General features: G+C 40.7%; 20 protein-coding genes. 16 read left to right on the forward strand and 4 right to left on the reverse strand.

The annotated features are described in order from the left end of the window. Positions 1–294: 294 nt before the first annotated feature. On the forward strand, positions 295–516 hold the full coding sequence (locus ACTJKA_RS14290; RefSeq protein WP_440607809.1) for a hypothetical protein: 222 nt from the start codon (positions 295–297) through the stop codon (positions 514–516). Positions 517–555: 39 nt separating this feature from the next. On the opposite strand, the gene ACTJKA_RS14295 is transcribed toward ACTJKA_RS14290, so the two are convergent. Together ACTJKA_RS14295 and ACTJKA_RS14300 are read right to left on the reverse strand one after the other, a co-directional pair. Further along, positions 556–1,251, reverse strand: coding sequence for a YoaK family protein (locus ACTJKA_RS14295; RefSeq protein ID WP_008343947.1), 696 nt, complete (start codon positions 1,249–1,251; stop codon positions 556–558). Positions 1,252–1,285: 34 nt separating this feature from the next. After that, positions 1,286–3,151 (reverse strand): DNA ligase D, encoded by a 1,866-nt coding sequence (locus tag ACTJKA_RS14300; RefSeq protein WP_440607810.1) that lies wholly within the window; start codon positions 3,149–3,151, stop codon positions 1,286–1,288. 115 nt (positions 3,152–3,266) lie between these two features. Here ACTJKA_RS14300 and ku point away from each other — a divergent pair, with 115 nt between their 5' ends. Then, on the forward strand, positions 3,267–4,115 hold the full coding sequence (gene ku / locus ACTJKA_RS14305) for a non-homologous end joining protein Ku (RefSeq protein WP_007499384.1): 849 nt from the start codon (positions 3,267–3,269) through the stop codon (positions 4,113–4,115). Between the two features lie 28 nt (positions 4,116–4,143). Here the strand turns inward: ku and ACTJKA_RS14310 are convergent, their stop codons facing one another. Then, entirely contained in the window at positions 4,144–4,587 is a 444-nt protein-coding gene (locus ACTJKA_RS14310) for a DUF2188 domain-containing protein (RefSeq protein ID WP_098680466.1), read from the reverse strand. 159 nt (positions 4,588–4,746) lie between these two features. Between ACTJKA_RS14310 and ACTJKA_RS14315 the strand changes: the two genes are divergently transcribed. The 8 genes from ACTJKA_RS14315 (at position 4,747) to ACTJKA_RS14350 (ending at position 12,858) form a co-directional block, all read left to right on the forward strand. Continuing rightward, positions 4,747–5,220 carry a VOC family protein gene (locus ACTJKA_RS14315; RefSeq protein ID WP_051626170.1) on the forward strand — a complete coding sequence of 158 codons (474 nt, stop codon included), beginning with the start codon at positions 4,747–4,749 and terminating at the stop codon, positions 5,218–5,220. A gap of 48 nt (positions 5,221–5,268) precedes the next feature. Beyond that, positions 5,269–5,682: an Rrf2 family transcriptional regulator gene (locus tag ACTJKA_RS14320; protein WP_035700902.1), complete on the forward strand. Its 414-nt coding sequence runs from the start codon at positions 5,269–5,271 to the stop codon at positions 5,680–5,682. A 135-nt stretch (positions 5,683–5,817) separates the two neighbouring features. Continuing rightward, entirely contained in the window at positions 5,818–6,669 is an 852-nt protein-coding gene (locus ACTJKA_RS14325) for an SDR family oxidoreductase (protein ID WP_440607811.1), read from the forward strand. Between the two features lie 263 nt (positions 6,670–6,932). Then, positions 6,933–8,492: a M48 family metalloprotease gene (locus tag ACTJKA_RS14330; RefSeq protein ID WP_440607812.1), complete on the forward strand. Its 1,560-nt coding sequence runs from the start codon at positions 6,933–6,935 to the stop codon at positions 8,490–8,492. A gap of 245 nt (positions 8,493–8,737) precedes the next feature. Further along, positions 8,738–9,454 (forward strand): (Fe-S)-binding protein, encoded by a 717-nt coding sequence (locus tag ACTJKA_RS14335; protein ID WP_048002255.1) that lies wholly within the window; start codon positions 8,738–8,740, stop codon positions 9,452–9,454. Positions 9,455–9,475: 21 nt separating this feature from the next. Next, complete coding sequence (locus ACTJKA_RS14340) at positions 9,476–10,900, forward strand: LutB/LldF family L-lactate oxidation iron-sulfur protein (RefSeq protein WP_270107731.1); 1,425 nt, start codon at positions 9,476–9,478, stop codon at positions 10,898–10,900. Further along, complete coding sequence (locus ACTJKA_RS14345; RefSeq protein ID WP_270107730.1) at positions 10,897–11,619, forward strand: LutC/YkgG family protein; 723 nt, start codon at positions 10,897–10,899, stop codon at positions 11,617–11,619. Before ACTJKA_RS14340 ends, ACTJKA_RS14345 begins: the two co-directional genes overlap by 4 nt. Before the next feature lie 330 nt (positions 11,620–11,949). Then, positions 11,950–12,858, forward strand: coding sequence for a DMT family transporter (locus ACTJKA_RS14350; RefSeq protein ID WP_142155167.1), 909 nt, complete (start codon positions 11,950–11,952; stop codon positions 12,856–12,858). 51 nt (positions 12,859–12,909) lie between these two features. Here the strand turns inward: ACTJKA_RS14350 and ACTJKA_RS14355 are convergent, their stop codons facing one another. Further along, on the reverse strand, positions 12,910–13,050 hold the full coding sequence (locus ACTJKA_RS14355) for a hypothetical protein (RefSeq protein ID WP_270107729.1): 141 nt from the start codon (positions 13,048–13,050) through the stop codon (positions 12,910–12,912). A 111-nt stretch (positions 13,051–13,161) separates the two neighbouring features. Here ACTJKA_RS14355 and ACTJKA_RS14360 point away from each other — a divergent pair, with 111 nt between their 5' ends. From ACTJKA_RS14360 to ACTJKA_RS14385, 6 genes are all read left to right on the forward strand, one after another. Further along, complete coding sequence (locus ACTJKA_RS14360; protein ID WP_270107728.1) at positions 13,162–15,378, forward strand: RNA ligase; 2,217 nt, start codon at positions 13,162–13,164, stop codon at positions 15,376–15,378. 64 nt (positions 15,379–15,442) lie between these two features. Further along, complete coding sequence (locus ACTJKA_RS14365; RefSeq protein ID WP_224559863.1) at positions 15,443–16,153, forward strand: DUF421 domain-containing protein; 711 nt, start codon at positions 15,443–15,445, stop codon at positions 16,151–16,153. Between the two features lie 228 nt (positions 16,154–16,381). Further along, entirely contained in the window at positions 16,382–16,963 is a 582-nt protein-coding gene (locus ACTJKA_RS14370) for a TetR/AcrR family transcriptional regulator (RefSeq protein WP_007499369.1), read from the forward strand. Between the two features lie 21 nt (positions 16,964–16,984). Further along, positions 16,985–20,128: a bifunctional cytochrome P450/NADPH--P450 reductase gene (locus ACTJKA_RS14375; RefSeq protein ID WP_336750461.1), complete on the forward strand. Its 3,144-nt coding sequence runs from the start codon at positions 16,985–16,987 to the stop codon at positions 20,126–20,128. A gap of 244 nt (positions 20,129–20,372) precedes the next feature. Continuing rightward, positions 20,373–21,281 (forward strand): trypsin-like serine peptidase, encoded by a 909-nt coding sequence (locus tag ACTJKA_RS14380; RefSeq protein WP_048001486.1) that lies wholly within the window; start codon positions 20,373–20,375, stop codon positions 21,279–21,281. Between the two features lie 146 nt (positions 21,282–21,427). Next, entirely contained in the window at positions 21,428–23,422 is a 1,995-nt protein-coding gene (locus ACTJKA_RS14385) for a glycosyltransferase family 39 protein (protein WP_440607813.1), read from the forward strand. Positions 23,423–23,501 lie beyond the last annotated feature (79 nt).

Below are 23,501 nucleotides of genomic sequence, written 5' to 3' on the forward strand. Positions count from 1 at the left end.
TGGGTGAAAATAGGCTCTTCTTATTAAACGCTGCAAGAACGTTTAATAAGAAGAATTCGCAACAAAGGGGGTGTGCAAATTTGTTACCTGCTCCATTATTCTAAATAAATATAGGGCAGAGCAACAAGTTAAAAAGGTCACCTTTCTTTGCTTAATTTAATTTTTTGCAGGACTTTTCATTCAAATTTCATCAAATTGGTCTATAGTACATAGAAATTGTTACAAAAGTGGGAACACCGCTCCATTTGTCACGCATATGATGAGATGAAGTGTAAGTTGAAGGCAGGTGATTGTATGGATCCTCGGGTATATGGAGGCTTTCATGGCGGCGGTTTTAGCGGAGGTGCAGTGGCCCCTCATATTGGCTTTGGCGGGTATTATGTGAGCCCTGGCGTATTCTCGGGCTTAGGAGGTTACCCTGGATATGGAGGGTTCGGGACGTTTTCTGGATATTCTCCATATGGCTCCACATTCATTATGGGGCGTCCTCCTGGTTTTTATGTAAGAAGTTATTAATGTTTTATCACAGTGGTTGAAATAGCCATCTAAGATTGGCTATTTCAATTGGTGAAAGTGCTTAAATGTAGCTGTGATCACGATAACCCCTAGGATGCAAATAGGCAGCCAAATGATGATAAACGGATCGTACGCATCTGTGTATGCTGCTAAAGCAGCTCCTAGGCAGTAAAAGACAATAGAACCGATTCGCAGCAAGCTCACATGTTGAATAGGGGCTTTTCTTTTTTCCCGATTTGATAAGCGCTGCGCCAAATCTTCAAATAAGTTAGCAAGTGTACTCGTTAAAACTGTTGTAGAAATGCCAGCGACATTTAATTTGCGTGCGGCCGCCGTTTGCATGCCCATCGCCATACTTAAAAGGATAATCAGCATAAAATAAGCACCTTGCGTATAAGGGAAAATGGTCATAAGAGCAAATAGAAGCAAGATGATGACTTCTATGATAAAGATGCGTGTAACGGCTTTTGGCCAAAATGTTTTTTCTTGTTTTCCACCTATGACAACGGCTAGTAAAACACCTAGAACAAATCCGCTAAGTGCCGTGATGGAATGAAGAGCGGTTAACTGCAATGAACTGCCTGCTGCAATGCCAAGCAGTACAATATTTCCCGTCATATTTGCTGTAAACACATGCCCCAGGCTTAAATAGCCAATAACATCCACTATTCCTGCGGTAAGACATAAGAACATCAGGGCAATGTTTCGTATTGAGTGTGCGGTCAAAATAGTCATCCCTTTCTTCCTATCTAATGAATAAGTGTAACGCTTAATGACCGCGTATGTCCATTTTATGAGCTGGTAACATGTCCTGCAGCTGATATAAAACTTGTCGAAAAGAATCATCATTCACATGGTGCCTCATTTTCCGGAATGGATCGCCTTTTTCCTTTAGACGTTTCATAACAGCCGGCATCGTAAATAAAGAAGGGTGACAGTCTTCGCTATTTAATTCTTCCCATTCAATCGGTGTTGCAACAAGTCCGAGCTCGTTTCCTCTCGGGGAATACGGGGCGATGATTGTTTTTCCAGCATCATGTTGAAGGTAGTCTAAATATAAACGGTTGCCGCGGTTTTTCTTTAGACGCTCTAGCGTAAACAGCTCGGGTGCTTGTTCGCATAAAAATTGGCAGATGAACGCAGTGAATTGTCTAGTTTGTTCATATGTAAAGGCATTTTTCTTCAATGGGATATAAACTTGTAGCCCTTTCCCACCACTTGTTTTAATAAATGCGGTGAGAAAGAGTCCATCTAAAATGGCCTTGATTCGTTTGGCTGCTTCTATTGCTAGGTGAAACTCTTTAACAGAAGGCGGATCTAAATCAAATACAATTTCTACAGGCCGATCTGTATCTCTCGTTTCAAAAGGAATATGAAATTCCATCGCCAGCTGGTTACCAAGCCAAAGCAACGTATTAGGATCATTACAGATTGTGTAAGACATATCGTGCGCTTGATCTGTCTCAACAAAATCAGGCGCATAATCGGGCGTTGCCTTTTGATAAAAAGATTCTCCACCAGTGCCATGAGGAAAGCGTATTAACGTAAGACGTCTTTCACGTAAAAAGGGCAATAAATAGGGAGCGGCTTGCCTCAAATAAAGTAAGTAATCTGCCTTTGTGATATGAAGGGCAGGTACAACCGGTTTCTCTGGGTGGGTGACGTCAATCAAAGCTGGGAGCGGATAAAGCTGTTTGAGCATGTGTTGAAAGGTACACGTTGCTGGATCTGCATCGAATAAAAACGAAGAAAACCGGGGCTCTCGTAAGGCTGATCCATCAAAAGAGATACAGGCAATCTTTGCGACAATGGATGGTGGGATTTCATAATGTGATGCTCCAGTCATTTGACCTTTGGTTAGAAATAAGGTGCGCAGGGTTTGTTCTTCTTCTTTAGAAAAACCATGCTTAAATTGGACAACCTCTAAGAGATTCGTTTCTTGATAAAGACATCCTTGAAAATAGCCATTGTCTTTATCAAAACGAGTCACGATGACAGATACATACCGCCAATTTTTGATTTTGAGCCATTCTTTCGAGCGGGTATGCTCCTGCCATTTACTCATTTTCTTTTTAGCAACTAATCCTTCCGCTAAATAGGTCAGCATGATTTTTTTCATGTCATCAGGGCTGCTATCGGTTTGGATGATTTGAAGAAGAGAGGGGTGATTCAGCTGAACGGAGGGAGGAAGATTTGCAGCTTGGAACACCTCATGCAGCTCAGCTTTTCTTTCAATCAGCGGTAAATCAACGAGGGATTTCCCTTTGCATCTCAATAGATCAAATGCAATCAAATGACATGGAAACCGCTTAGCCTGGCGTTGAATGGTTTCTGTGTTTTTCAGGCGGCCTCTTTGCTGAACTTTAGTAAAGTCGCTTTCTTGTTCACTCAGTAAAAAGACCAATTCTCCATCTAGGGTCAGCGGTAAAAAAGGTGCAAGCTGCTTTGTTAGTTGCTGGCACTGCTCAATGACTTCAGGAAATTGTTTGTTTAATCGTTTTCCCGCTCTGCTCTCTAAATGGATGGCGTCTTTTTCCCAAATAAGAATGGCCCTGAAGCCGTCATATTTTAATTCATACAGCCAGTCTGCTCCAACAGGAATACCATGTGCAGACGTTAAACGCATCGGTTTCATTGTGTTTTTCACTTCCTTACATCATGTGTTCTTATGGTGGGATGAAATTTTCATAAACATACATAACTCTGATGAAAACATTACATAGTAAGGAGAAAAGAACGGAGGCGTTACGATGCATACAGTATGGAAGGGCGGCATTAGCTTTGGACTGGTGAATATTCCAGTCAAGCTGTTTACCGCTACAGAAAACAAAGATATTAAATTAAGACAGCTTCATAAAGAATGCCATACGCCGATTAACTACAAAAAGGTTTGTGCTAACTGCGGCGAGGAGGTAGCGCCAGAGCAAATTGTAAAAGCGTACGAGTATGCCAAAAATAAATTCATTGAATTGGATGAGGAAGAACTCGAAAGGCTGAGAAAAGAAAATGAAGAAAAAGCCGTCGAAATTATTGATTTTGTGAAGATAGAAGAAATCGACCCCATCTATTATGAAAGAAGTTATTTTCTATCTCCAGATACCGGCGGAGCAAAGGCTTATTCATTATTAAGAAAAGCGTTGCAAGAATCAGGGAAAATCGGTGTAGCCAAGATCATGATTCGCTCAAAGGAGCAATTAGCGATTGTTAGGTGCTACGAACATATTTTACTAATGGAAACCATTCATTTCCCTGACGAAATTAGGCAAGTATCAGACGTCCCCAATATCCCGCAAGAGGAAAACATCGTGAAGAAAGAGTTAGATACAGCACTCCTTTTAATTGAGCAGCTGACCACCACATTCGATCCAGCCGCTTATCGGGATGAATACAGAGAGCAGCTGATGAATGTCATTGGAGACAAAATTTCTGGAGAACATACCGTTCAACCAGCAACGACAGGTAAAAAAGAGGCTTCATCCAATGTCACTGATTTGATGGCCGCTTTGCAGGCTTCTATCGATCGATCAAAACCAGAAAAAACGAAAAAAGCAGCACCTAAGAAAAGAAAAGCACCCGCTAAAAAAGAAAAGAATGCATAAAGAAAAGACCGCTCGCCAAAGGGCGGTCTTATTTGGGCTTCACCACATCCTGAATCGTCCCATCTGTTCGGTGGATGACAACTGCTGTTCCTTTTTTAGATGAAATCTCTTTCGCGCGGTCGATGGCTTCCTGTTTCGTTTCTTTTACCTCACTTGCACGCTTCGCTTTTTCAGTTTGAACCGCCCAGCTTTCATCATGTTTCACGACATGCTGCGCATGATCCATGAGCTCAGGTCGTGCAGAGCTGCTTTTCTTAGAAGGAGTCACAGAACCATGAGAGTGAAAGTCCTCCATTTCTTTTTCCGTCGCATTCTTTTTCCACTCTTTCGCTTGATTGATCGCAATTGGAATCGCTCTACCTTCTTCATAGCCTTCCTGCACCATTTTGTTGGAAATCTCAAGTGCTTTTTTTCGAATGACTTTGTCTAGTGATTGGAATGAAGCTGGATAATCTTCCATTGTCCAAGGCATATTGAACGCTCCTTTCTTTTATTTGAACACCTTCCCCCATATGCAATGGATCAAACATTTAACCATCTCAATCCAATGGCTTGGTTGAAATACATCGTTTTGCTGAGGAAGAATGTTTTCAATTCCTGCACAATAGAAGATAGTAAAGGAGTGATTGAAATGATGATGAAAGGCTTGTATGAAGCACATTTACCTGTGAGTGATTTGAAGGCATCCATTTCTTTTTATGAAAAATTGGAATTAACACTTGCTCATGAAAATGAACGAGTGGCTTTTCTATGGATTGAGAAAGGAAAGAGCTGGCTTGGCTTATGGAAGGCTGATATATCCACTATTCCATATCATCCAGCCACTCGACATGTTGCGTTCCAAATAGAAACATCCAGCATTGAGCAGATCAAAGAATGGCTGATAGAAAAAGGGATCAGCATACATCCGATGTTTGGCTTTTCGGAAGAGCAACAGCCTTTAGTACTTGATAATCCGCCACAATTTCATGCCGCGATTTACTTTCTTGACCCAGATGGCAATTTGCTTGAATGCATTGCACCGCTTGAAATCGATGCAGGAGAACATCATGAGATGATGACATTTGAAGATTGGGAAAGAAAGAAACATCCGTTTATTGATTGACAAAACCGCTTATTGTAACTATATTGATTACAACGGTGGTGAAGGAATGTGAAACAAATTAGCAGCAGATATACCATTGCTGTTCATATCTTGTCTTTTATTGCGGGTGTTTCAAAAGAGTGCACAGGGGATTTTATTGCAGAAAGTGTTAATTCAAATCCAGTCATTATCAGAAAAATGATGGCTATGCTCAAAAAGGCGGATCTCATTGAGATTCGCCGAGGAGTTGGCGGTGCTTCTTTAAAAAGGCCGGCAGAGGACATTACTCTACTAGATGTGTACCGGGCTGTGGATGTAAGCGAAGATGAAGAGTTATTTAACTTTCATCAACCAGTCATTGCATGTCCAATTGGTCAAGCCATGGATACGAGACTGCGGCAAGAACTTAAAGAAGCACAGTCCGCACTTGAGCATCACCTTAAACAAGTGACAATTAAGCAATTATTAATCGAGGCGGAGTAGAAAAAGCTCATACATAGAGCTTTTTTTACCCCTTCGTTGTAACCATTTCGATTATAACGAATGATCTGATGCAAGAAACCAGCTGCTTCATACATGAAACATCACCGTTGAACGAAAAATGAGGAGGTCAAATCAATGACATTATTAGTGACAGGTGCAACAGGACAACTTGGATCGCTCGTCGTCAAACATTTGCTCGCAAAAGTACCAGCTGAACAATTGGCGGTCAGTGTTCGAGATCCGCAAAAAGCAGTTCATCTAAAGGAAGCTGGGGTGGATGTGCGCAAGGGAGACTTCACACAGCCGGATACACTTCAATCAGCGTTTCAAGGGATTGATCGCCTTTTGATCATTTCGTCTGGGGATGGAGATCGCGTGAAGCAGCATATCAATGCCATCCAAGCAGCGAAAGCAGCGAATGTGTCATTTATTGCTTATACAAGTGTTGTCAATGCAAGAGAAAGTCAGCTTAACCTAGCACATGACCATGCAAAAACAGAAGAAGCAATTTTGGCCTCTGGCATACCTCATGTTTTTCTAAGAAACAATTGGTATGTGGAAAATGAAAAAGATACGATTCTGGCATCAGTGAACGGAGCGCCGTTTATCAGCCCAATTGGTGAAGGTAAAGTCGGCTGGGCAACAAGAAATGACTATGCAGAAGCAGCAGCAAATGCGTTAACACTGCCGACACATGATCAGGAAATCTATGAATTGTCAGGACCGCTTCGCACACACACTGAACTTGCACAAATGGTCAGCAAAGTGAGCGGGAAAGAAATCAAAGTAGAGCACATGGATGTAGATACATTTGGAGAATTTTTAGCGTCAAATGGTGTACCGAAAGAAGCTGTTCCATTTGTCAAAGCGATGCAAAGCGGAATTCGCGATGGGGCATTAGCAGTCGAAAGCCATGATTTCGAAAAACTATTAGGCCGCTCTTTAACACATATTGAAGATAGAATACGAGAAATGATGTCAAACTAAACAATTAACAACGCCCTGTAAAAAGGGCGCTTTTTCTATCCTTGTTGATCCGTTATTTTGAAAATATAGGTGTAATGTCCATTTTGTCGTACATATTCTTGTATGTAGATGTTAGAATTTTATGAGATGATTCCAGCAAATGAATGACGCTTACTTTATTATGAAATACATTATTCAAGATATTCATTTTGTTTTAATCCTATTAAACAGCAGGATGTGATGACATGTTACGCAAAGCCTTCCTCTCTTATTTGACTGCCAGTATGATCACAATCATCGTCATTATGATTGAACTCGGTTTTCGTTCAGCCGTTGTTTCACCATTTGTTTTACTTGATTCGAACAAAGAAAGCAATCCAAAAGTATTCGTCGCTCATTCGCTATATCAGGGTGACGTTTTATTAACCTATCAAGACGGTTCTTTCAATGGCCCATCAGAAGCATCCTTTCAATTAAGTGGAAAGTACATAAATCTCACACAGATCCCATCTGCGAATGGAATCAGTAAGATTGAAACAGACAAAATAATGAATGATAAGGCATTGGTTTTTCTAAGAAAAGGCTTTGTACCTATCCATGATGATACGATCATGATGGAACAGGTAACGCAAAATCCCTTCTTTTCTACATACAATCTAACGAATCTAACAGAAACAACTAAGATCAACACAAACTTTAAGCATAGCACCACATTTGTTACATTCATGACTTTAATGGGAATTCTTTTGCCCGCTTTGTTATTTTTCCTTTTTAACCTTCATGAATCGATGAAAAACCTATTCACATTATTCATTCCCTTTGTTCTAGCCATTTTTCTTCCCTTGGGATTAAATTATTATTTCTTAATGGGATACGTGCTATCAGTTACAGGATCTTATGTGTTGAGTATGATTCTCTCTATACTATTGCCTAGTTTCCTGTCAGTCTTATTGACAGCTTATTCATTTGAGTATGTGACAAAAGATTCTTCTGATGTATTAGGAGAAAATGAAGACACTTTAGGAAATTCATTCTTCCTGAACGTTAGGGAGCAAGCCGTTTTATTTGGTGCTATCACATTATCCTTGATATATTTCGGCTCTTATTTAGTCATGCCTTTGGCGTTTCAAGCGAAGGTTATGGATCATCTTATTCTATTTTGTGCTTGGTATTTCGCCCTAGTCATCTTATTTATTATGGGTTACTCATTCATTCAAAAAATGATAAATAAGTATGAAGTCTTACGGACGGACGAATTCATAAATATTTGCAAAGATATTGAGCATCAAACGAACCAAAAGGTAAAAATATGGGTAAAAAAAGACTCACAACATGATGTGAATGCCTGGATATATTCATTTCAACTTCCATTTAGAAGAAAAGTCAATCTATATGTGACGGAAGGGTTATTAGATAAGTTTGATACAGAGGAAATTCGTGCGATCTTATTCCACGAAATGGGACATGTAAAATTAAAACATGCGCATTTCACCATTTACCTCACTGTGATTGTCACTTTACTTATGGGAATCAGTATGTATTATGCCAGACAGGTGATGCTTGCCAATGGTTGGTGGCAATATATTTTGTTGTTCCCAGTAGGGGTATTAATCATAATATTTATGACGGAGTGGTTGCCAAAGAAAATGAGTCGGTTATTTGAGATTCAGGCGGATCGCTTTGCTGTTCACCATCTTGAGAATCAAACTCTATATCTCAATACTTTGATAAAATTAAGTCATTTGATTGAAGAAGATGGAGATGACGAAAGAAAATCTGAATGGCGTGAAAGTCATCCTTCTTTTGAAAAACGAATTCATCACATAAAGAAAATCATGAAGTGAAGGCGGTTTGTGTGAAAGACGACACTTCCTTCGGTAGTATGAAGAAATAAAAACATGAATGTTCTCAAACGCCCTGTAAAAAGGGCGTTTTTTCATGTATCACACAAGCATGATGTCCAAATTTTAGACAAATCCGTTCGTTGAAATTTCAGAAATTTGGGATTAAAATGAAATGAAGGGCCATTATTTAGTCATCAGATGACCAGACATAAATCAAGGTGCAGTAAAAGAAAGGAAGTTCGCCGATGAGAGTCAGTTTATTTGTCACCTGTATCATTGACACGATGCAGCCACATGTAGGAAAGGCGACTGTTGAGGTACTAGAGCGGCTTGGTGTTGAAGTGGAATTCCCTGAAGCACAAGTGTGTTGTGGGCAGCCCGCCTTTAACAGCGGTTATACAAAAGAAACAATCAAAGCGGCCAAAAATATGATGAAAGCCTTTGAATCAGCTGAATATGTCGTCACACCATCAGGTTCTTGTAAGGCCATGTTTTTAGAATATCCGCACCTTTTTAAAGAAGACCGAGCGTGGTTCGCCCGTGCTCAGGCACTTGCTGCGAAAACATATGAATTAACGGAATTTATTGTTGATATATTACATGTAACAGATGTAGGTGCGAGTCTGAAAGGAAAAGCCACCTATCATACCTCCTGCCATATGACGAGACTGCTTAGAATTAAGGAAGCGCCTTTCACACTGTTGTCAAATGTCAAAGATTTGGTGATGGAACCATTGCCTCGCGCTGAAAATTGCTGCGGATTTGGAGGAACTTTTTCAATCAAAATGACACCCATTTCTGAGCAGATGGTCGATGAAAAAGTACAAAGCATAGAGGAGACAGGCGCTGAATATATCATTGGTGCTGACTGTGGCTGTCTGCTCAATATCGGAGGAAGGCTGAATCGTCTTCATAAGCCAGTTAAAGTGATGCATATCGCAGAAGTGTTGAATAGCCGCTGAAGCTAAGAGGGGGAACGGCAGATGAGTATGAAAATTGGAGAGAAGGCTTTTAAAGAGCGGATCGGCGAAGGATTAGAAGACGCTGTGATGAGAGGAGCTGTTTCCTCTGCACAAGAGCGTCTGTATAAAAGACGGATGACTGCAAGTGAAGTGCTTGGAAACTGGGAAAAGTGGCGTGAACTTGGAGAGGACATTAGGCAGCATACACTTGCCCACCTTGATGACTACTTATATCAATTAAGTGAGAGCGTGAGCAGACGTGGAGGTCATGTGTTTTTTGCAAAAACAAAGGAAGAGGCATCGGCGTACATTCAAGATGTCGCACAAAAAAAAGCAGCAAAAAAGATCGTGAAATCAAAATCAATGGTCACAGAAGAAATTGAAATGAATGAAGCGCTAGAAGAGATTGGCTGCGAGGTAGTTGAAAGCGATCTTGGAGAATATATTCTTCAAGTTGATGACCATGAACCACCTTCACATATCGTGGCACCAGCCCTTCATATGACGAAAGAACAAATACGGGAAGTTTTTCACGAAAAGCTTGGATATGATATGTCAGAGACTCCTGAAGAAATGACCAAATTTGTAAGAGCTTTGTTACGAGAAAAATTTCTTGAAGCAGATATTGGTGTGACGGGCTGTAACTTTGCTGTGGCTGACACAGGATCGATTTGTCTTGTGACGAATGAAGGGAATGCGGATCTTGTCACGTCTATTCCAAAGACACATATCGCAGTCATGGGGATGGAGCGGCTTGTACCAACGATGGAGGAGCTCGATGTCCTTGTCGGTCTATTGTGCAGAAGCGCAGTAGGTCAAAAGTTAACAAGCTATATCTCTGTCGTGGGGCCAAAAGGAGAAGAAGAAGTTGATGGGCCAGAAGAGTTCCATTTGGTCATTGTGGATAACGGACGGTCAAACATATTAGGGACGGAATTTCAGCCAGTTTTGCAATGTATTCGGTGTGCAGCCTGTATCAATGTGTGCCCCGTTTATCGGCATGTTGGCGGTCATTCGTACGGATCAATTTACCCGGGTCCGATTGGCGCTGTTCTTTCGCCGCTACTTGGAGGATATGACGACTACCAAGAGCTTCCTTTCGCCTCAAGTTTGTGCGCAGCCTGTACAGATGCTTGTCCAGTGAAAATTCCACTTCACGAATTATTAATCAAACATCGACAAGTCATCGTTGAAAAAGAGGGGAGAGCGCCTAAAGCGGAAATGATGGCAATGAAAATGTTCGGAATGGGCGCATCCACTCCTAGAATGTATCGATTTGGAACAAAAGCAGCCCCTGTGCTCTTGAAACGTATGGCTTCAAACGGACAGATTTCAAAAGGTGCGGGTCCTTTAAAGAATTGGACAGAAATTCGTGACCTCCCAGCGCCAAGCAAAGAAAGGTTTCGGGATTGGTTTAAAAAGAAACAAAAGGAGGAGCGGCAATGAAAGGAACCATTTCTCATCGAGATCCATTTTTAGCACATATCCAGCAACAATTAGGCAAAAGCTCCTCCAAGCCTGCATCTATTCGGCGTCCGGTTTGGAAGCATCGAGTCAATTGGGAAACAAATGAAGGTCTGTCGAAAGAAGAATTGGTAGAGCAATTGAAGGTGCAATGTCAGCAAATTCATACGAGAGTGGTAGAAACAACGCCAAAAGAAGCACCCTCAACGTTACGACTATTGATGAAAGAGTATGGAGAAGGTCCTGTGATGACTTCGAGCGATAGACGTTTTGCACAATATGAATGTCATCCTATGTTTCAAGCCTTGCGGAAAGAAGGAATCTCAGTTATTAGCTGGAATGCAGATACATCAAGAGAAGAAAATATAAGGCAGGCAGAACAAGCGAAATATGCAGTGGTATTCAGTGATTACACACTTGCAGAATCCGGAACGGTTGTTCTTTCCTCCCATCAAGGTCAAGGGAGAGCACTTCATTTTTTACCGATGATGTATATCGTATGTATTGAAAAAAGCACAATTGTCCCGCGGATGATTCATGCTGTTTCAGCTCTTCATCGCCTAGTAGAAGAAGGAGAGCAGACGAAAGGCGCCATTCATTTTATATCAGGTCCAAGTAATTCTGCCGATATTGAAATGAATTTAGTCGTTGGTGTTCATGGCCCGGTGCGGGCTGTGTATGTATTAATAGATGATGAATAAGGGCTTTCGTGAAGAAAGCTTCAGCGTGTAGACAAACCCTCGCATTCGGTGTCAGTCCTGCGCTTCGGTGCTCACGAATGTTAAATTCGCTCCGCGCCGATGCTCGTCCTTCCTAGGGCTGCAAAGGTTTTCTATCACGCTGAAAAGAAGACAAAGGGCTAAAATAAAGTTCATTTTAGCCCTTTGTCAACAATCTGAGGCTTTCGTGAAGAAAGCTTTTTTTATGTAAACATTCTAAAAATTCATCTTGCCTCTAGGCGAATAGTCATAGTAAGATGACGTCATACAAGATGAGAAGCTCATCTACTGCTGATGTAAAGGAAGCTGCTAATGGAAATGAAGACAAATGCTCCAAAGAAGTCAATTGCGGTGCCGCTTGTGATCTCCATCATTGCGATTTCGTTTTCGGCCATTATTGTAAAATGGTCAAGTGCGCCTGCTGCTATTCTAAGTATGTATCGAATGATATTTGCGGCGGTTTTGATGCTTCCGTTTATTCTGCCGCGTCAAAAAGAGTTTGTCTCTTTAAAGCGGAGAGACTGGTTTTTCTTATGTATGTCAGGTTTCTTTTTAGGGCTCCATTTTGTTTTGTGGTTCGGCTCATTGAAGCTCACCACAGTGGCGAGTTCTACAATCATCATTGCACTTCAGCCGATGGTGTCATTATTAGGCGGATTTCTCATTTTTCGTGAACGAACAACGAAGTCAGCCATTTTCACAATGTGTGCGGCGATTGTTGGTGCGCTCATGATTGGATGGGGGGATATTGGACATAGCCAAGACGCCATTATAGGAGACATTTTATCCTTTTTCAGTGTAATCGCTGTTGTTTGTTATTTATTAATCGGTCAACAAGCTGTGAGAAAGATATCTCATTGGATTTATAGTTTTTGTGTATTTGGTTTTGCCGGCCTTTTTTTAATTTTATTTAACCTTATACAGCAAACGCCTTTTATAGGCTATTCGGGTAAAGAATGGGGGATTTTCTTACTGCTCGCCATTATTCCTACCATGTCCCATGTGATTAATAACTGGCTGTTAACCTATGTGAATGCGACAACTATTTCAATGAGTATTCTAGGCGAACCTGTTGGGGCAACGATACTCGCTGTTTTACTGCTTGGAGAGAAAGTCACGCTGCTACAAATGTTCGGTGGTCTTCTTGTTCTTTTAGGTGTCTTTTTCTTTTTGATGCAGCAGCGACAAGGGATCGTAATGAAAACACAAAAATCCGGCTAACTCCCGGATTTTTACTCTTTTAAATGATTTTTTTCAATCACTTTGTTTCATCTAGCCTCTACTTTCTTTAATTCCACTTGTTTTCTTCTTATCATTCGAATCGCGATGACAACGATGGTCACGATCAATGCGATGAATAGAAGAGAATACGATATCCCCAATATTGAATGCAGCACTCTCTTCATTAGACATATGTAACCCCTCCTTTTGATATCTATATATTTCCATATTCAATAAAAGATTGAGATTTATCCATAATTTATCTATAATAGGTAAAATATCACTCATTAAAGGAGAACCATTATGAGAACTTTAGTCCTTTTACGAGGTCTCCCAGGTGCAGGTAAATCAACTTGGATCAAAGAACAAGGCTTAGAACCATATACATTATCAGCGGATCAGATCCGTCTGTTAACCCAGCCTCCGCAGTTATCAGTCAATGGGAAACCGGAAATTTCAAGCAAACATGATCATAAAGTCTGGTCTTTATTATTTGAACTCCTCACAGCCCGAATGGAACGAGGAGACTTTACTGTCATTGATGCAACACATGTCACAAGTAAGTCCATTTCGCAGTATAAGTCATTAGCTACTTCATATCGCTACAGAGTGTATGTCGTCGATTTTACGCAAGTGCCTCTTGAAACAGCCCTGCTGCATAATCGCAGTCGAGAGTCGCACAAAGTAGTGAAGGAATCTGTGTTATATCAAATGAATGAACGGTTAAAGACAGAGAAGGTGCCTTCATGGGTAACCGTTTTGACGCCTGAGGAATATCCAGCCATTATGACGTATCAGCCCAGGTCTTTTGATCAGTATGAGGCCATTCACGTCTTCGGTGATATTCACGGCTGTTACACAGCTCTAAATACTTATTTGCAAGGAGACTTGAAAGAAAACGAGCTTTATATCTTTGCAGGTGATTTGCTTGATAGAGGAATAGAAAACAAGGAAGTGTTAGAATGGATGCTGGCACATAGAGAATGCCGCAATGTGATCGTCATTGAAGGAAATCATGATCAGCATCTTTACAAATATGCACATGAAGAAAAAGTGAGAAGTAATATGTTTAACCGTCATACTGCGCCTGAAATTGCGGAAGCAGGTTTTGACCTAAAAGAATTAAGGAAGTTTGTCAGAACATTTCATCAGCTCACCTATTTTACGTATCATGGTCAGACATTTCTTGTCACCCATGGTGGGCTTGCCCATTTGCCAGAAGAGCTTCTGCATGTCTCAACGCAGCAGCTTATTCACGGAGTAGGTGAATATTCAGATGACATTGACCACTTATTTGTGCAAAATACTTCTGGATTAGATATCATTCAAATTCACGGTCATCGCAATTTATATAGACTGCCTATCCAAGCGGCGGAAAGATCTTATAACCTCGAAGGTCAGGTTGAATTTGGTGGACAGTTGCGTGTGTTAAAAATTACAGCAGGCGGGATTGAGACACATGAAATTGACAATCCTGTCTACAGAGCTTCTGAAAACAAGCAACCGGTCTTTGTTCAGCCCAATGTGACGCTGGATGATTTTTTATCCCATTTAGATCAGCATGAATATGTACAAGAATTAAAGCTGCCACACGATATTTCATCTTTTAATTTCACCAAAAAAGCATTTAGTGAAAGACAATGGGATGAAATAAATGTCAAAGCAAGAGGGTTGTTTATCAATATGACTTCAAAGCAGATTGTGTCTAGAAGTTATAATAAGTTCTTTAATATTGATGAACGTCCTGAAACCAGAATGCAGCATTTAGTGAATCATCTTCAATTTCCTGTGACGGTCTATGATAAAGCAAATGGATACTTAGGCACGGTTGGGTTTAACGACATAAAAGATGAACTGGTGTTTACGTCCAAATCGTATACGTCACATGTGAAGCAAAATCAGCATGCTGCTTGGGTCGAAGAGCTATTTTATGCGACCTTTGACGATGTGCAGGTCGATTACATCAAATCATACGTACGCGACAACCATGTATCCCTTGTATTTGAAGTCATTTTGCCAGAGAAAGACCCGCATATTATCACATATGATCATGATCAACTCATTTTACTTGATATCGTGAAGCGTCAGCTGAGCTATCAAAAAGAACCATTTGCTGAAGTGAAAAGGCTCAGTGAACAGCTTGGCATGCGGTGCAAACAGCAAGTGGCAGTGTTTCATGATTGGACCTCTTTCTATAAATGGTATCAATCTGTATCACATGATGACACAATCAAAGAAGAAGGTTATGTCATTGAGGATAACAGCGGCTTTATGACCAAGTTAAAGCTTCCTTATTATCAATTTTGGAAGCAAATGCGATCCATTAAACAGCGTGTTGCAGATAAGCGCTCCACCCAAAAATATATGCAGGCTTTGCAAACAGCAGAGCAAGCAAGATTTTATACATGGCTACTCGAGCAAGATCCAGTAAACGTGAGAAACAGCTCAATCATTGAGCTGCGTTCACAATTTGAGCAAACAGAAGCGGCCCATTTGAATAATGACGGAATAAATGCATAGTCTAACAAAGAGTCTTTTCTAAAGAAAAGGCTTTTTTTCATGAAATCGAAAGGTGGAAGCTGAAATGCCAGATCATATTGAAGTCATACTTCGAACCATATTTGCTTTTGCTATTTTATTCGGCGGTGCCCGTCTTCTTGGAAAGCAAACCATTGCACAAATGAATATTTTTGATTTCATTGCGGCGATCAGTCTAGGTTCAATTGCGGCGAACTTGGCGTTTAATACTACGCTTCCGCTTCATCACACAACCATTTCTTTTATTACACTTGTGATCATTATTTATGTGATTTCTTTACTTGCTTTAAGAAGCCGGAAGATGAGAGGTTTTATGGCCGGTAAACCAACGCTTGTGATTCAAAATGGCAAAATTCTTGAAGAGAATATGAAAGGAATGAGGTATACACTTGATTATTTAAATCAACAGCTCAGAGAAAAGAATGTGTTTGACATTAGTGAAGTTGAATTTGCAATGATTGAAACAGATGGGCATATGTCAGTGAAAAAATACCCTTCATTTGATTATGTCACGCGAAAAGATCTTAACCTATGGATGCAGGCAGAGCGTTACATGCCCATTGAAGTCATTATGGACGGAAAGCTCATTTTGAAAAACCTTCATGAAAACCAATTAACGGAGCAGTGGATCTATGAAGAACTTCAAAAAAGGCAGCTGTCTTTAAAAGACATTGTTTATGCGGTTCGTTCAAGTAATGGCAGTTTATACATTGATACATATGACGATCACATCCATTCTCCAATTGACCAAGAATGAACATATAGTTCAGACGACACCCGCGCGTCACAAAACTGCCAATATTTATAAGTCGTTTGGATGTCATCTATCTAGGTATCATTTCTCAATTATTATTATTTTCAGAAAATGTAGTGACGGAGAAAAATAAGTATGTTTAAGTATAAATAGAAGAATTTAAAATATTAATATAATATACATCAAGCGGAATGAACATTCATTCCTGATAAATCGAAAGGAGAGGATGAAATGCCCGCAGCAACTACTGATAAACAGGAGCAGATTATGAAGGCTTCTCTGGACTTATTTATTGAACGGGGTTTTGACGGTACAACGATGCCGATGATTTCGAAAAGAGCCAATGTTGGAGCAGGAACCATTTATCGTTATTTTGATAGTAAAGAGGCTCTTGTGAACATTTTATACCAGCGAAGCCTGACTGCATTTATCGACAAGGTGAATACAAACAGTCCAGACCCTAAAGCAAGCATCAGGGCTTATTTCAAACATGTCTTTTACTGCTTAGTGCTCTTTACAAAAGAGAATCCAAGTGGTCTGTACTTCTTAGAAATTGACAAACGCTCACACTATTTAGATGAGACAAGTAAAGAGAAGATGCAGCAGCTATTAAATGAGCTATTTCATATTTTTGAAGAAGGCAAAAAGGATGGAATTCATCCAAATCTTTCAGGGAGAACGATTTTATCCATTGTATTTGGAGCGTTCGTTCAGCTTCATAAACAGATTCTAGCAGAGGAAATTGAACCAACGATTGAATTTTTAGAAGATATTGAGCAATGCTTATGGCGTGCCATTAGCGTTGCATCATAAAGAAATAAAGGGAGTGGGCACATGCAACAAACATCAATCATTCCAAAACCAAAAACATACGGACCTTTAAAAAATATTCCTCATATCAAAAAAGGAGAGCTTTCTCAAACCTTTTGGCGGCTGGCAGATGAATTAGGGCCGATCTTTCAGTTTGAATTTTCAAAAGCAACAAGTATTTTTGTTTCCAGCCATGAACTTGCCAAAGAAGTATTTGATGAGAAGCGTTTTGATAAATTCATTGGAAGCAGTCTCAATAAAGTGAGAACATTTTCAGGGGATGGGTTATTCACAAGTTGGACAGAAGAGCCGAATTGGAGAAAGGCTCATCACATCTTGATGCCGGCGTTTAGCCAGCAGGCCATGAAGGGCTATCATGAGATGATGCTCGATATTGCCACACAGCTTGTACAAAAATGGCAAAGAACGGGCCGTGATGAAGAAATTGAAGTAGCAGAGGATATGACAAAGCTCACTTTAGATACGATCGGGCTATGCGGTTTTGATTTTCGATTTAACAGCTTTTACAAAGAAAATCAACATCCATTTATTGAAAGTATGCTGAATGGTTTAAATGAAGCGATGGATCAAGCAAGCAGATTGCCGGTCGCAGATAAATTAATGATCAAAAGAAGAAAAGAATTTGAACAAGATGTTGATTTTATGAAGCAATTAGTAGATGACATTATTCAAGAACGGAAAAAACAAGATAAAACGGGCAATGATTTACTGTCTCTCATGCTACATGCAAAGGATCCTGAAACAGGTGAACGCCTGTCAGATGAAAATATCCGTTATCAAATCATTACCTTCTTAATAGCGGGTCATGAAACAACAAGTGGATTGTTGTCATTTGCGATTTATTTTTTACTAAAGAATCCAGACAAATTAAAAAAAGCCGTACAAGAAGCAGACGACGTGCTACAAGGCGGCCTGCCGACATTTAAGCAGGTTCAAAAACTAAGTTATACGCGTATGGTCTTAAATGAAGCACTTCGCCTCTGGCCGACGGCGCCTACGTTCTCTCTTTATGCGAAAGAGGATACAGTCATTGGAGGAAAATATCCGATCAAAAAAAACCAAAGTGTCAATGTGCTGCTTCCTAAATTACATCGGGATCAAGCGGTTTGGGGGGAGGATGCAGAAGAATTCAAGCCTGAACGTTTTATGCATCCTGAAAAGATTCCACAGCATGCCTATAAACCGTTCGGAAATGGCCAGCGTGCATGTATTGGGATGCAATTTGCCCTTCATGAAGCCACGATGGTTCTGGCGATGGTTCTGCACAACCTTGAACTGATTGACCATACGTCGTATGAACTGGATTTAAAAGAATCCCTGACGATTAAGCCGAATGATTTTAAAATCAAAGTGCGGCCAAGAAAGCAGCAATTCTTTATGGCGCCTCCGAAAGAAGAACCAACAAAAAGCACGGCCTCTGCTGAAGCAAAAATAGCGAGTCATGGAACACCGCTATTGGTCTTGTACGGATCAAATCTGGGCACAGCAAAGCAGATGGCAAACGAATTTGCTGAAGACGGGAAAGCAAAAGGGTTTGACGTGACAACGGCACCGCTTGATGATTATACTCGAAAGTTACCAGAGTCAGGCGCAGTTTTAATTGTAACGGCTTCATACAACGGTCATCCGCCTGATCATGCGAAACAGTTTGTGGATTGGGTAACGCAGGATGAGGAGCAGGATCTATCAAATGTGACATTTGCAGTCTTTGGGTGCGGGGATCGAAATTGGGCGAGCACGTATCAGCGTATTCCTCGTCTGATTGATGAAGCACTTGAAAGAAAAGGGGCGAAGCGTGTAACGGATATTGGTGAAGGCGATGCGGGCGGTGATATGGATGAAGATAAAGAAACATTCCAGAAGACAGTCTTCAATGAGCTTGCAAAAGAATTCAAATTAACCTTGCAGGAGAAACGTCAAGAAAAGCCAAACCTATCCATTGCATATACGAATGAGCTAGTGGAACGTCCTGTTGCTAAAACATACGGTGCCTTTTCAGCTGTTGTATTGAAAAATCAAGAATTACAATCTGAAAAAAGTACCCGCCAAACAAGGCATATCGAACTTCAATTACCTGAAGGCAAGCACTATAAAGAAGGAGATCATATCGGAATCGTGCCAAAAAATAGTGCAACACTCGTTCAGCGAGTGACCGATCGTTTTAAGCTGGATCCAGAGCAGCACATGATACTCTCTTCGGAAAAAGAAGCAAGTCATTTACCATTAAATCAGCCAATTCAAGTCGGAGAATTGCTGGCGTCACATGTAGAGCTACAAGAGCCTGTGACACGTACTCAGCTAAGAGATCTTGCAAAATATACGGTATGCCCACCTCATCGTATTGAACTTGAACAAATGGCGGGAGAAATTTATCAAGAAGCTGTATTAAAGAAGCGTGTGACCATGCTTGATTTACTAGAACAGTACGAAGCATGTGAACTGCCATTTGATCATTTCTTAGCCCTTTTACCAGGATTGAAGCCTCGTTATTACTCGATCTCCAGTTCGCCAAAGATAGATGAAAAGAGGCTTAGTATCACAGTAGCTGTTGTGAAAGGAAAATCATGGAGCGGACGCGGTGAATACGCAGGCGTCGCATCAAACTATTTATGCGGACTGCAAGAAGGAGATGAAGTGGCCTGCTTCCTTCATGAAGCTCAAGCAGGATTCGAATTGCCGCCTTCTCCTGAAATACCAATGATCATGATTGGACCAGGAACAGGTATCGCCCCGTTTAGAGGGTTCATTCAGGCAAGGGAAGCATGGCAAAATGAAGGGAAGTCGTTAGGTGAAGCCCATCTTTATTTTGGCTGCCGCCACCCGCATGAAGATGATCTGTATTATGACGAAATGCAGCTTGCACAAGAAAAAGGAGCCGTCACCATCCACCGTGCTTACTCTCGCTACGAGGAGCAAAAAGTGTATGTCCAGCACTTCATTAAAAATGATGGAGCCAAGCTCATTGAATTGCTCGACAAAGGCGCCTACCTGTATATTTGCGGGGATGGAAAGGTCATGGCACCAGATGTCGAGGCAACACTTATTGAACTGTATCAGACTGAGAAACAGTGTGCGAAAGAAACAGCTGAACAATGGCTGACATCTTTAGCCAATGACAACAGATATGTAAAAGATGTATGGAGCTGATCATGTTGAAAAGAAGACAAAGGGCTAAAATAAATCACTTTTTAGCCCTTCGTCAACAATCTTGAAACCGCCAAAATGGCGGTTTTTCTTTTTTCATAGAGAGATCGCTAGAATAAATATTTGGAAGATACGAAACACCTAATTTACAAATGAAATATTTTGTAAAAAATAAGAATATTCTCTCATTTACTCCAATATGAAACAATCGTATCATTTTTGATATAGGACATAAAGGAGGAATATGATGAAAAAGGTGAAAAAATTAATCCCTTCTCTACTCGTTTTTGGTGCTTTAAGTGTGCCTAGTTTTGCCCATGCAGCATCTGATTCAGTACTTACGTCTGATTATGACATGGTGACTTCTGACGGAAAGGTGATTTCTTCAGCTGACTTCCACAACGATATGAAAACCCCCTCATCCTTTGACAAAGTGGATGATCTCTCTTCTACTATTGGCGAAAAAGTAAAACCACTCACAAAATATTTAAAAGACTTTCAAACAAAAGTAGTCATTGGAGACGATGGTAGAACAAAAGTGACGAATACAAGAGTAGCACCCTATAATTCTATTGCCTATATTACATTTGGTGGATCTAGCTGCACAGGAACACTCATTGCTCCAAACAAAATATTGACAAACGGACACTGCGTCTACAATACAGCCACAAGAAGCTATAGTGCAAAAGGGTCTGTCTACCCAGGCATGAATGACAGCACGGCTGTGAACGGCTCAGCAAACATGACCGAATTCTATGTACCAAGCGGATATATCAACACGGGGGCGAGTCAATATGATTTTGCCGTCATTAAAACAGATACGAACATTGGAAATACGGTCGGCTACCGCTCTATTCGTCAAGTGACAAGTCTAACAGGTACAACGATTAAAATTTCTGGATATCCAGGTGATAAAATGAGATCGACTGGCAAAGTGTCACAATGGGAAATGTCAGGTCCAGTCACGAGAGAAGATACGAATCTCGCATACTATACGATCGATACATTTAGCGGAAACTCTGGCTCTGCGATGCTAGATCAGAACCAACAAATCGTCGGGGTCCATAATGCGGGTTATTCAAACGGAACGATCAACGGCGGACCAAAAGCGACTGCTGCTTTTGTTGAATTTATCAACTATGCGAAGGCGCAATAAAAAATAGGGCATTCAGCTTGTTTCCTTTACAGGGCACAGGCTTTTTTTATCGTCAATTGCAGAAAAGTTTCTTTTTTTGTTCATCACTATTTCATATTTAAAAGCTATGCTGAATGAAATAAATGAAAAAGAAAGAAGAGATATGAGTGAAAAATAAAAAAATAGATATGATATTGTTGTTGATTTTATTGATTGCAGCTTTTCTCTACACTTATCAAATTTGGCAGAATGACAGTGCCAATCAATATTATTTAGCTGCAGTCAAAAGTATGTCCAAAAGCTTCCATCACTTTTTTTATGCCTCATTTGATGCAGCTGGATTCGTATCAATTGATAAACCACCCGTCGTTTTTTGGATTCAAACCATCAGTGCACTTATTTTTGGCTTTCATACATGGAGTGTGATATTGCCGCAGGCACTTGCTGGAGTGGGATCTGTTCTTCTTCTTTATCTCATGATAAAACCGGCTTTCGGTCAAGGTGCTGCAAGGGTGTCAGCGGCCGTTATGGCTCTCACACCAATTGCCGCAGCTGTGAGCAGAACAAACAATATAGACAGTATGCTCGTCTTCACATTACTTGCGGGTACGTATTTCTTGATGCGTGCTGTAAAAAGCGGGAAGATGCGCTGGCTTCTTATGGCCTTCGCTTTGGTAGCGGTAGGATTTAATATGAAGATGCTGCAAGCGTTTATGGTCGTTCCAGCATTTATTTTCTACTATTTTATTGCTGCTCGCGTACCGTTAAAAAAGAAAATTTTCTCTCTCTTATGCTCGATCGTTGTATTAGCCTGCTTATCTCTATCATGGGCAGTTGCTGTAGATATGACAGCTGAAAGTGAGCGCCCTTATGTGGGAAGCAGTCAAACAAATTCAGTGTTAGAACTTGCCTTTGGGTATAACGGCACGGAACGGCTGCTTGGTCAGACGACAGGGAAATCCTTTGGTGACATGAACCAGCAAGCAGGTATGGTGATGCCAAACAATTCTGGATTAGGCGATTCGTCAGAGGATCAGTCAAACAGAAATCAGCCGCCGCCATCCCAAAATCAAATGATGCCACCTCAACATGGTCCAGGTGGTGGTTCTCCGCCTGGAAGTGCTGTAGGTCAACAAAGCATGAATATGTATGGCACTGGGAATCCCGGTATATTTCGTTTATTTCAATCTGCATTGTCAGGTCAAATCAGCTGGATGCTGCCGTTTGCTTTGTTTGGACTTTTAGGGATGATCATCAGCTGGTGGAAGGAGAGAAAAGCTCAATTAAATGAATGGAAACAAACGATGTTTTGGACAGCATGGCTGATTCCTGCTGCCGGATTCTTTAGTATTGCGGGTTTCTTTCACCATTACTATCTCATTATGCTTGCCCCGCCTATTGCAGCACTATGCGGCATAGGAGCTAAGAAGATGGGAGATTTATTTAAGGCCAACAAAGGAGTATCTGCGTATTTGCTTCCAGCAGCAATCGCTGTTACAGCCATCTTCCAAGGGTATATTTTGAGTAACTATACGACTCAAATCAGTAGTATTTGGATGTATGCCATTGCGATTGCAGGGATGATTATCGCTATCCTATTGCTGATGTACAGAGAAAAACAATTGATCATGAAACGACTGCTCATCACCGCTTTGACAACGCTGTTACTGATTCCAGGTTTTTGGTCCGCCACCCCAATCATCTATGGTGGAAATGCTGTTCTTCCAGAGGCAGGTGTACAGCTGGCTAGTTCACGAGGAGGGAACATGTTTACATCTAGTGTCGATCAAGGCTTACTCACTTATTTAAAGGCGCATCAAACAGGAGAAACGTATTTATTTGCAACGCTTACGACTGTTACCGCAGCGCCATATATTATTGATGAAGATGAGAATGTCATGGCCTTAGGCGGTTTTAATGGGACAGATCCTATTTTGACTGTCAATAAATTAAAAGCACTTATTCAACAAGGAAAGGTGAAATACTTTTTATTACCAGACAATCAGTCATCAGCTAACAGCAAATTGGTGAGCTGGATTAAATCACATGGTACAGTCATCTCATCAGAAGAATATAAACAATCCTCATCAGCTGAAGAAGGGATGCCGTCCGAGATGTCTTCGCAAAATGAAATATTATATAGAGTAGATGAAATATCTTAAGTAGAACAAGGCGAATGATGAAGAAATCATTCGCTTTTTCTTATGAATCTTTTGCTAGGCAGATTCAGCTCATGTTTTT

The sequence above is a fragment of the Bacillus sp. 22190 genome, assembly GCF_052045575.1.
In the GTDB taxonomy this organism is placed as follows: Bacteria; Bacillota; Bacilli; order Bacillales; family Bacillaceae; genus Bacillus; species Bacillus altitudinis.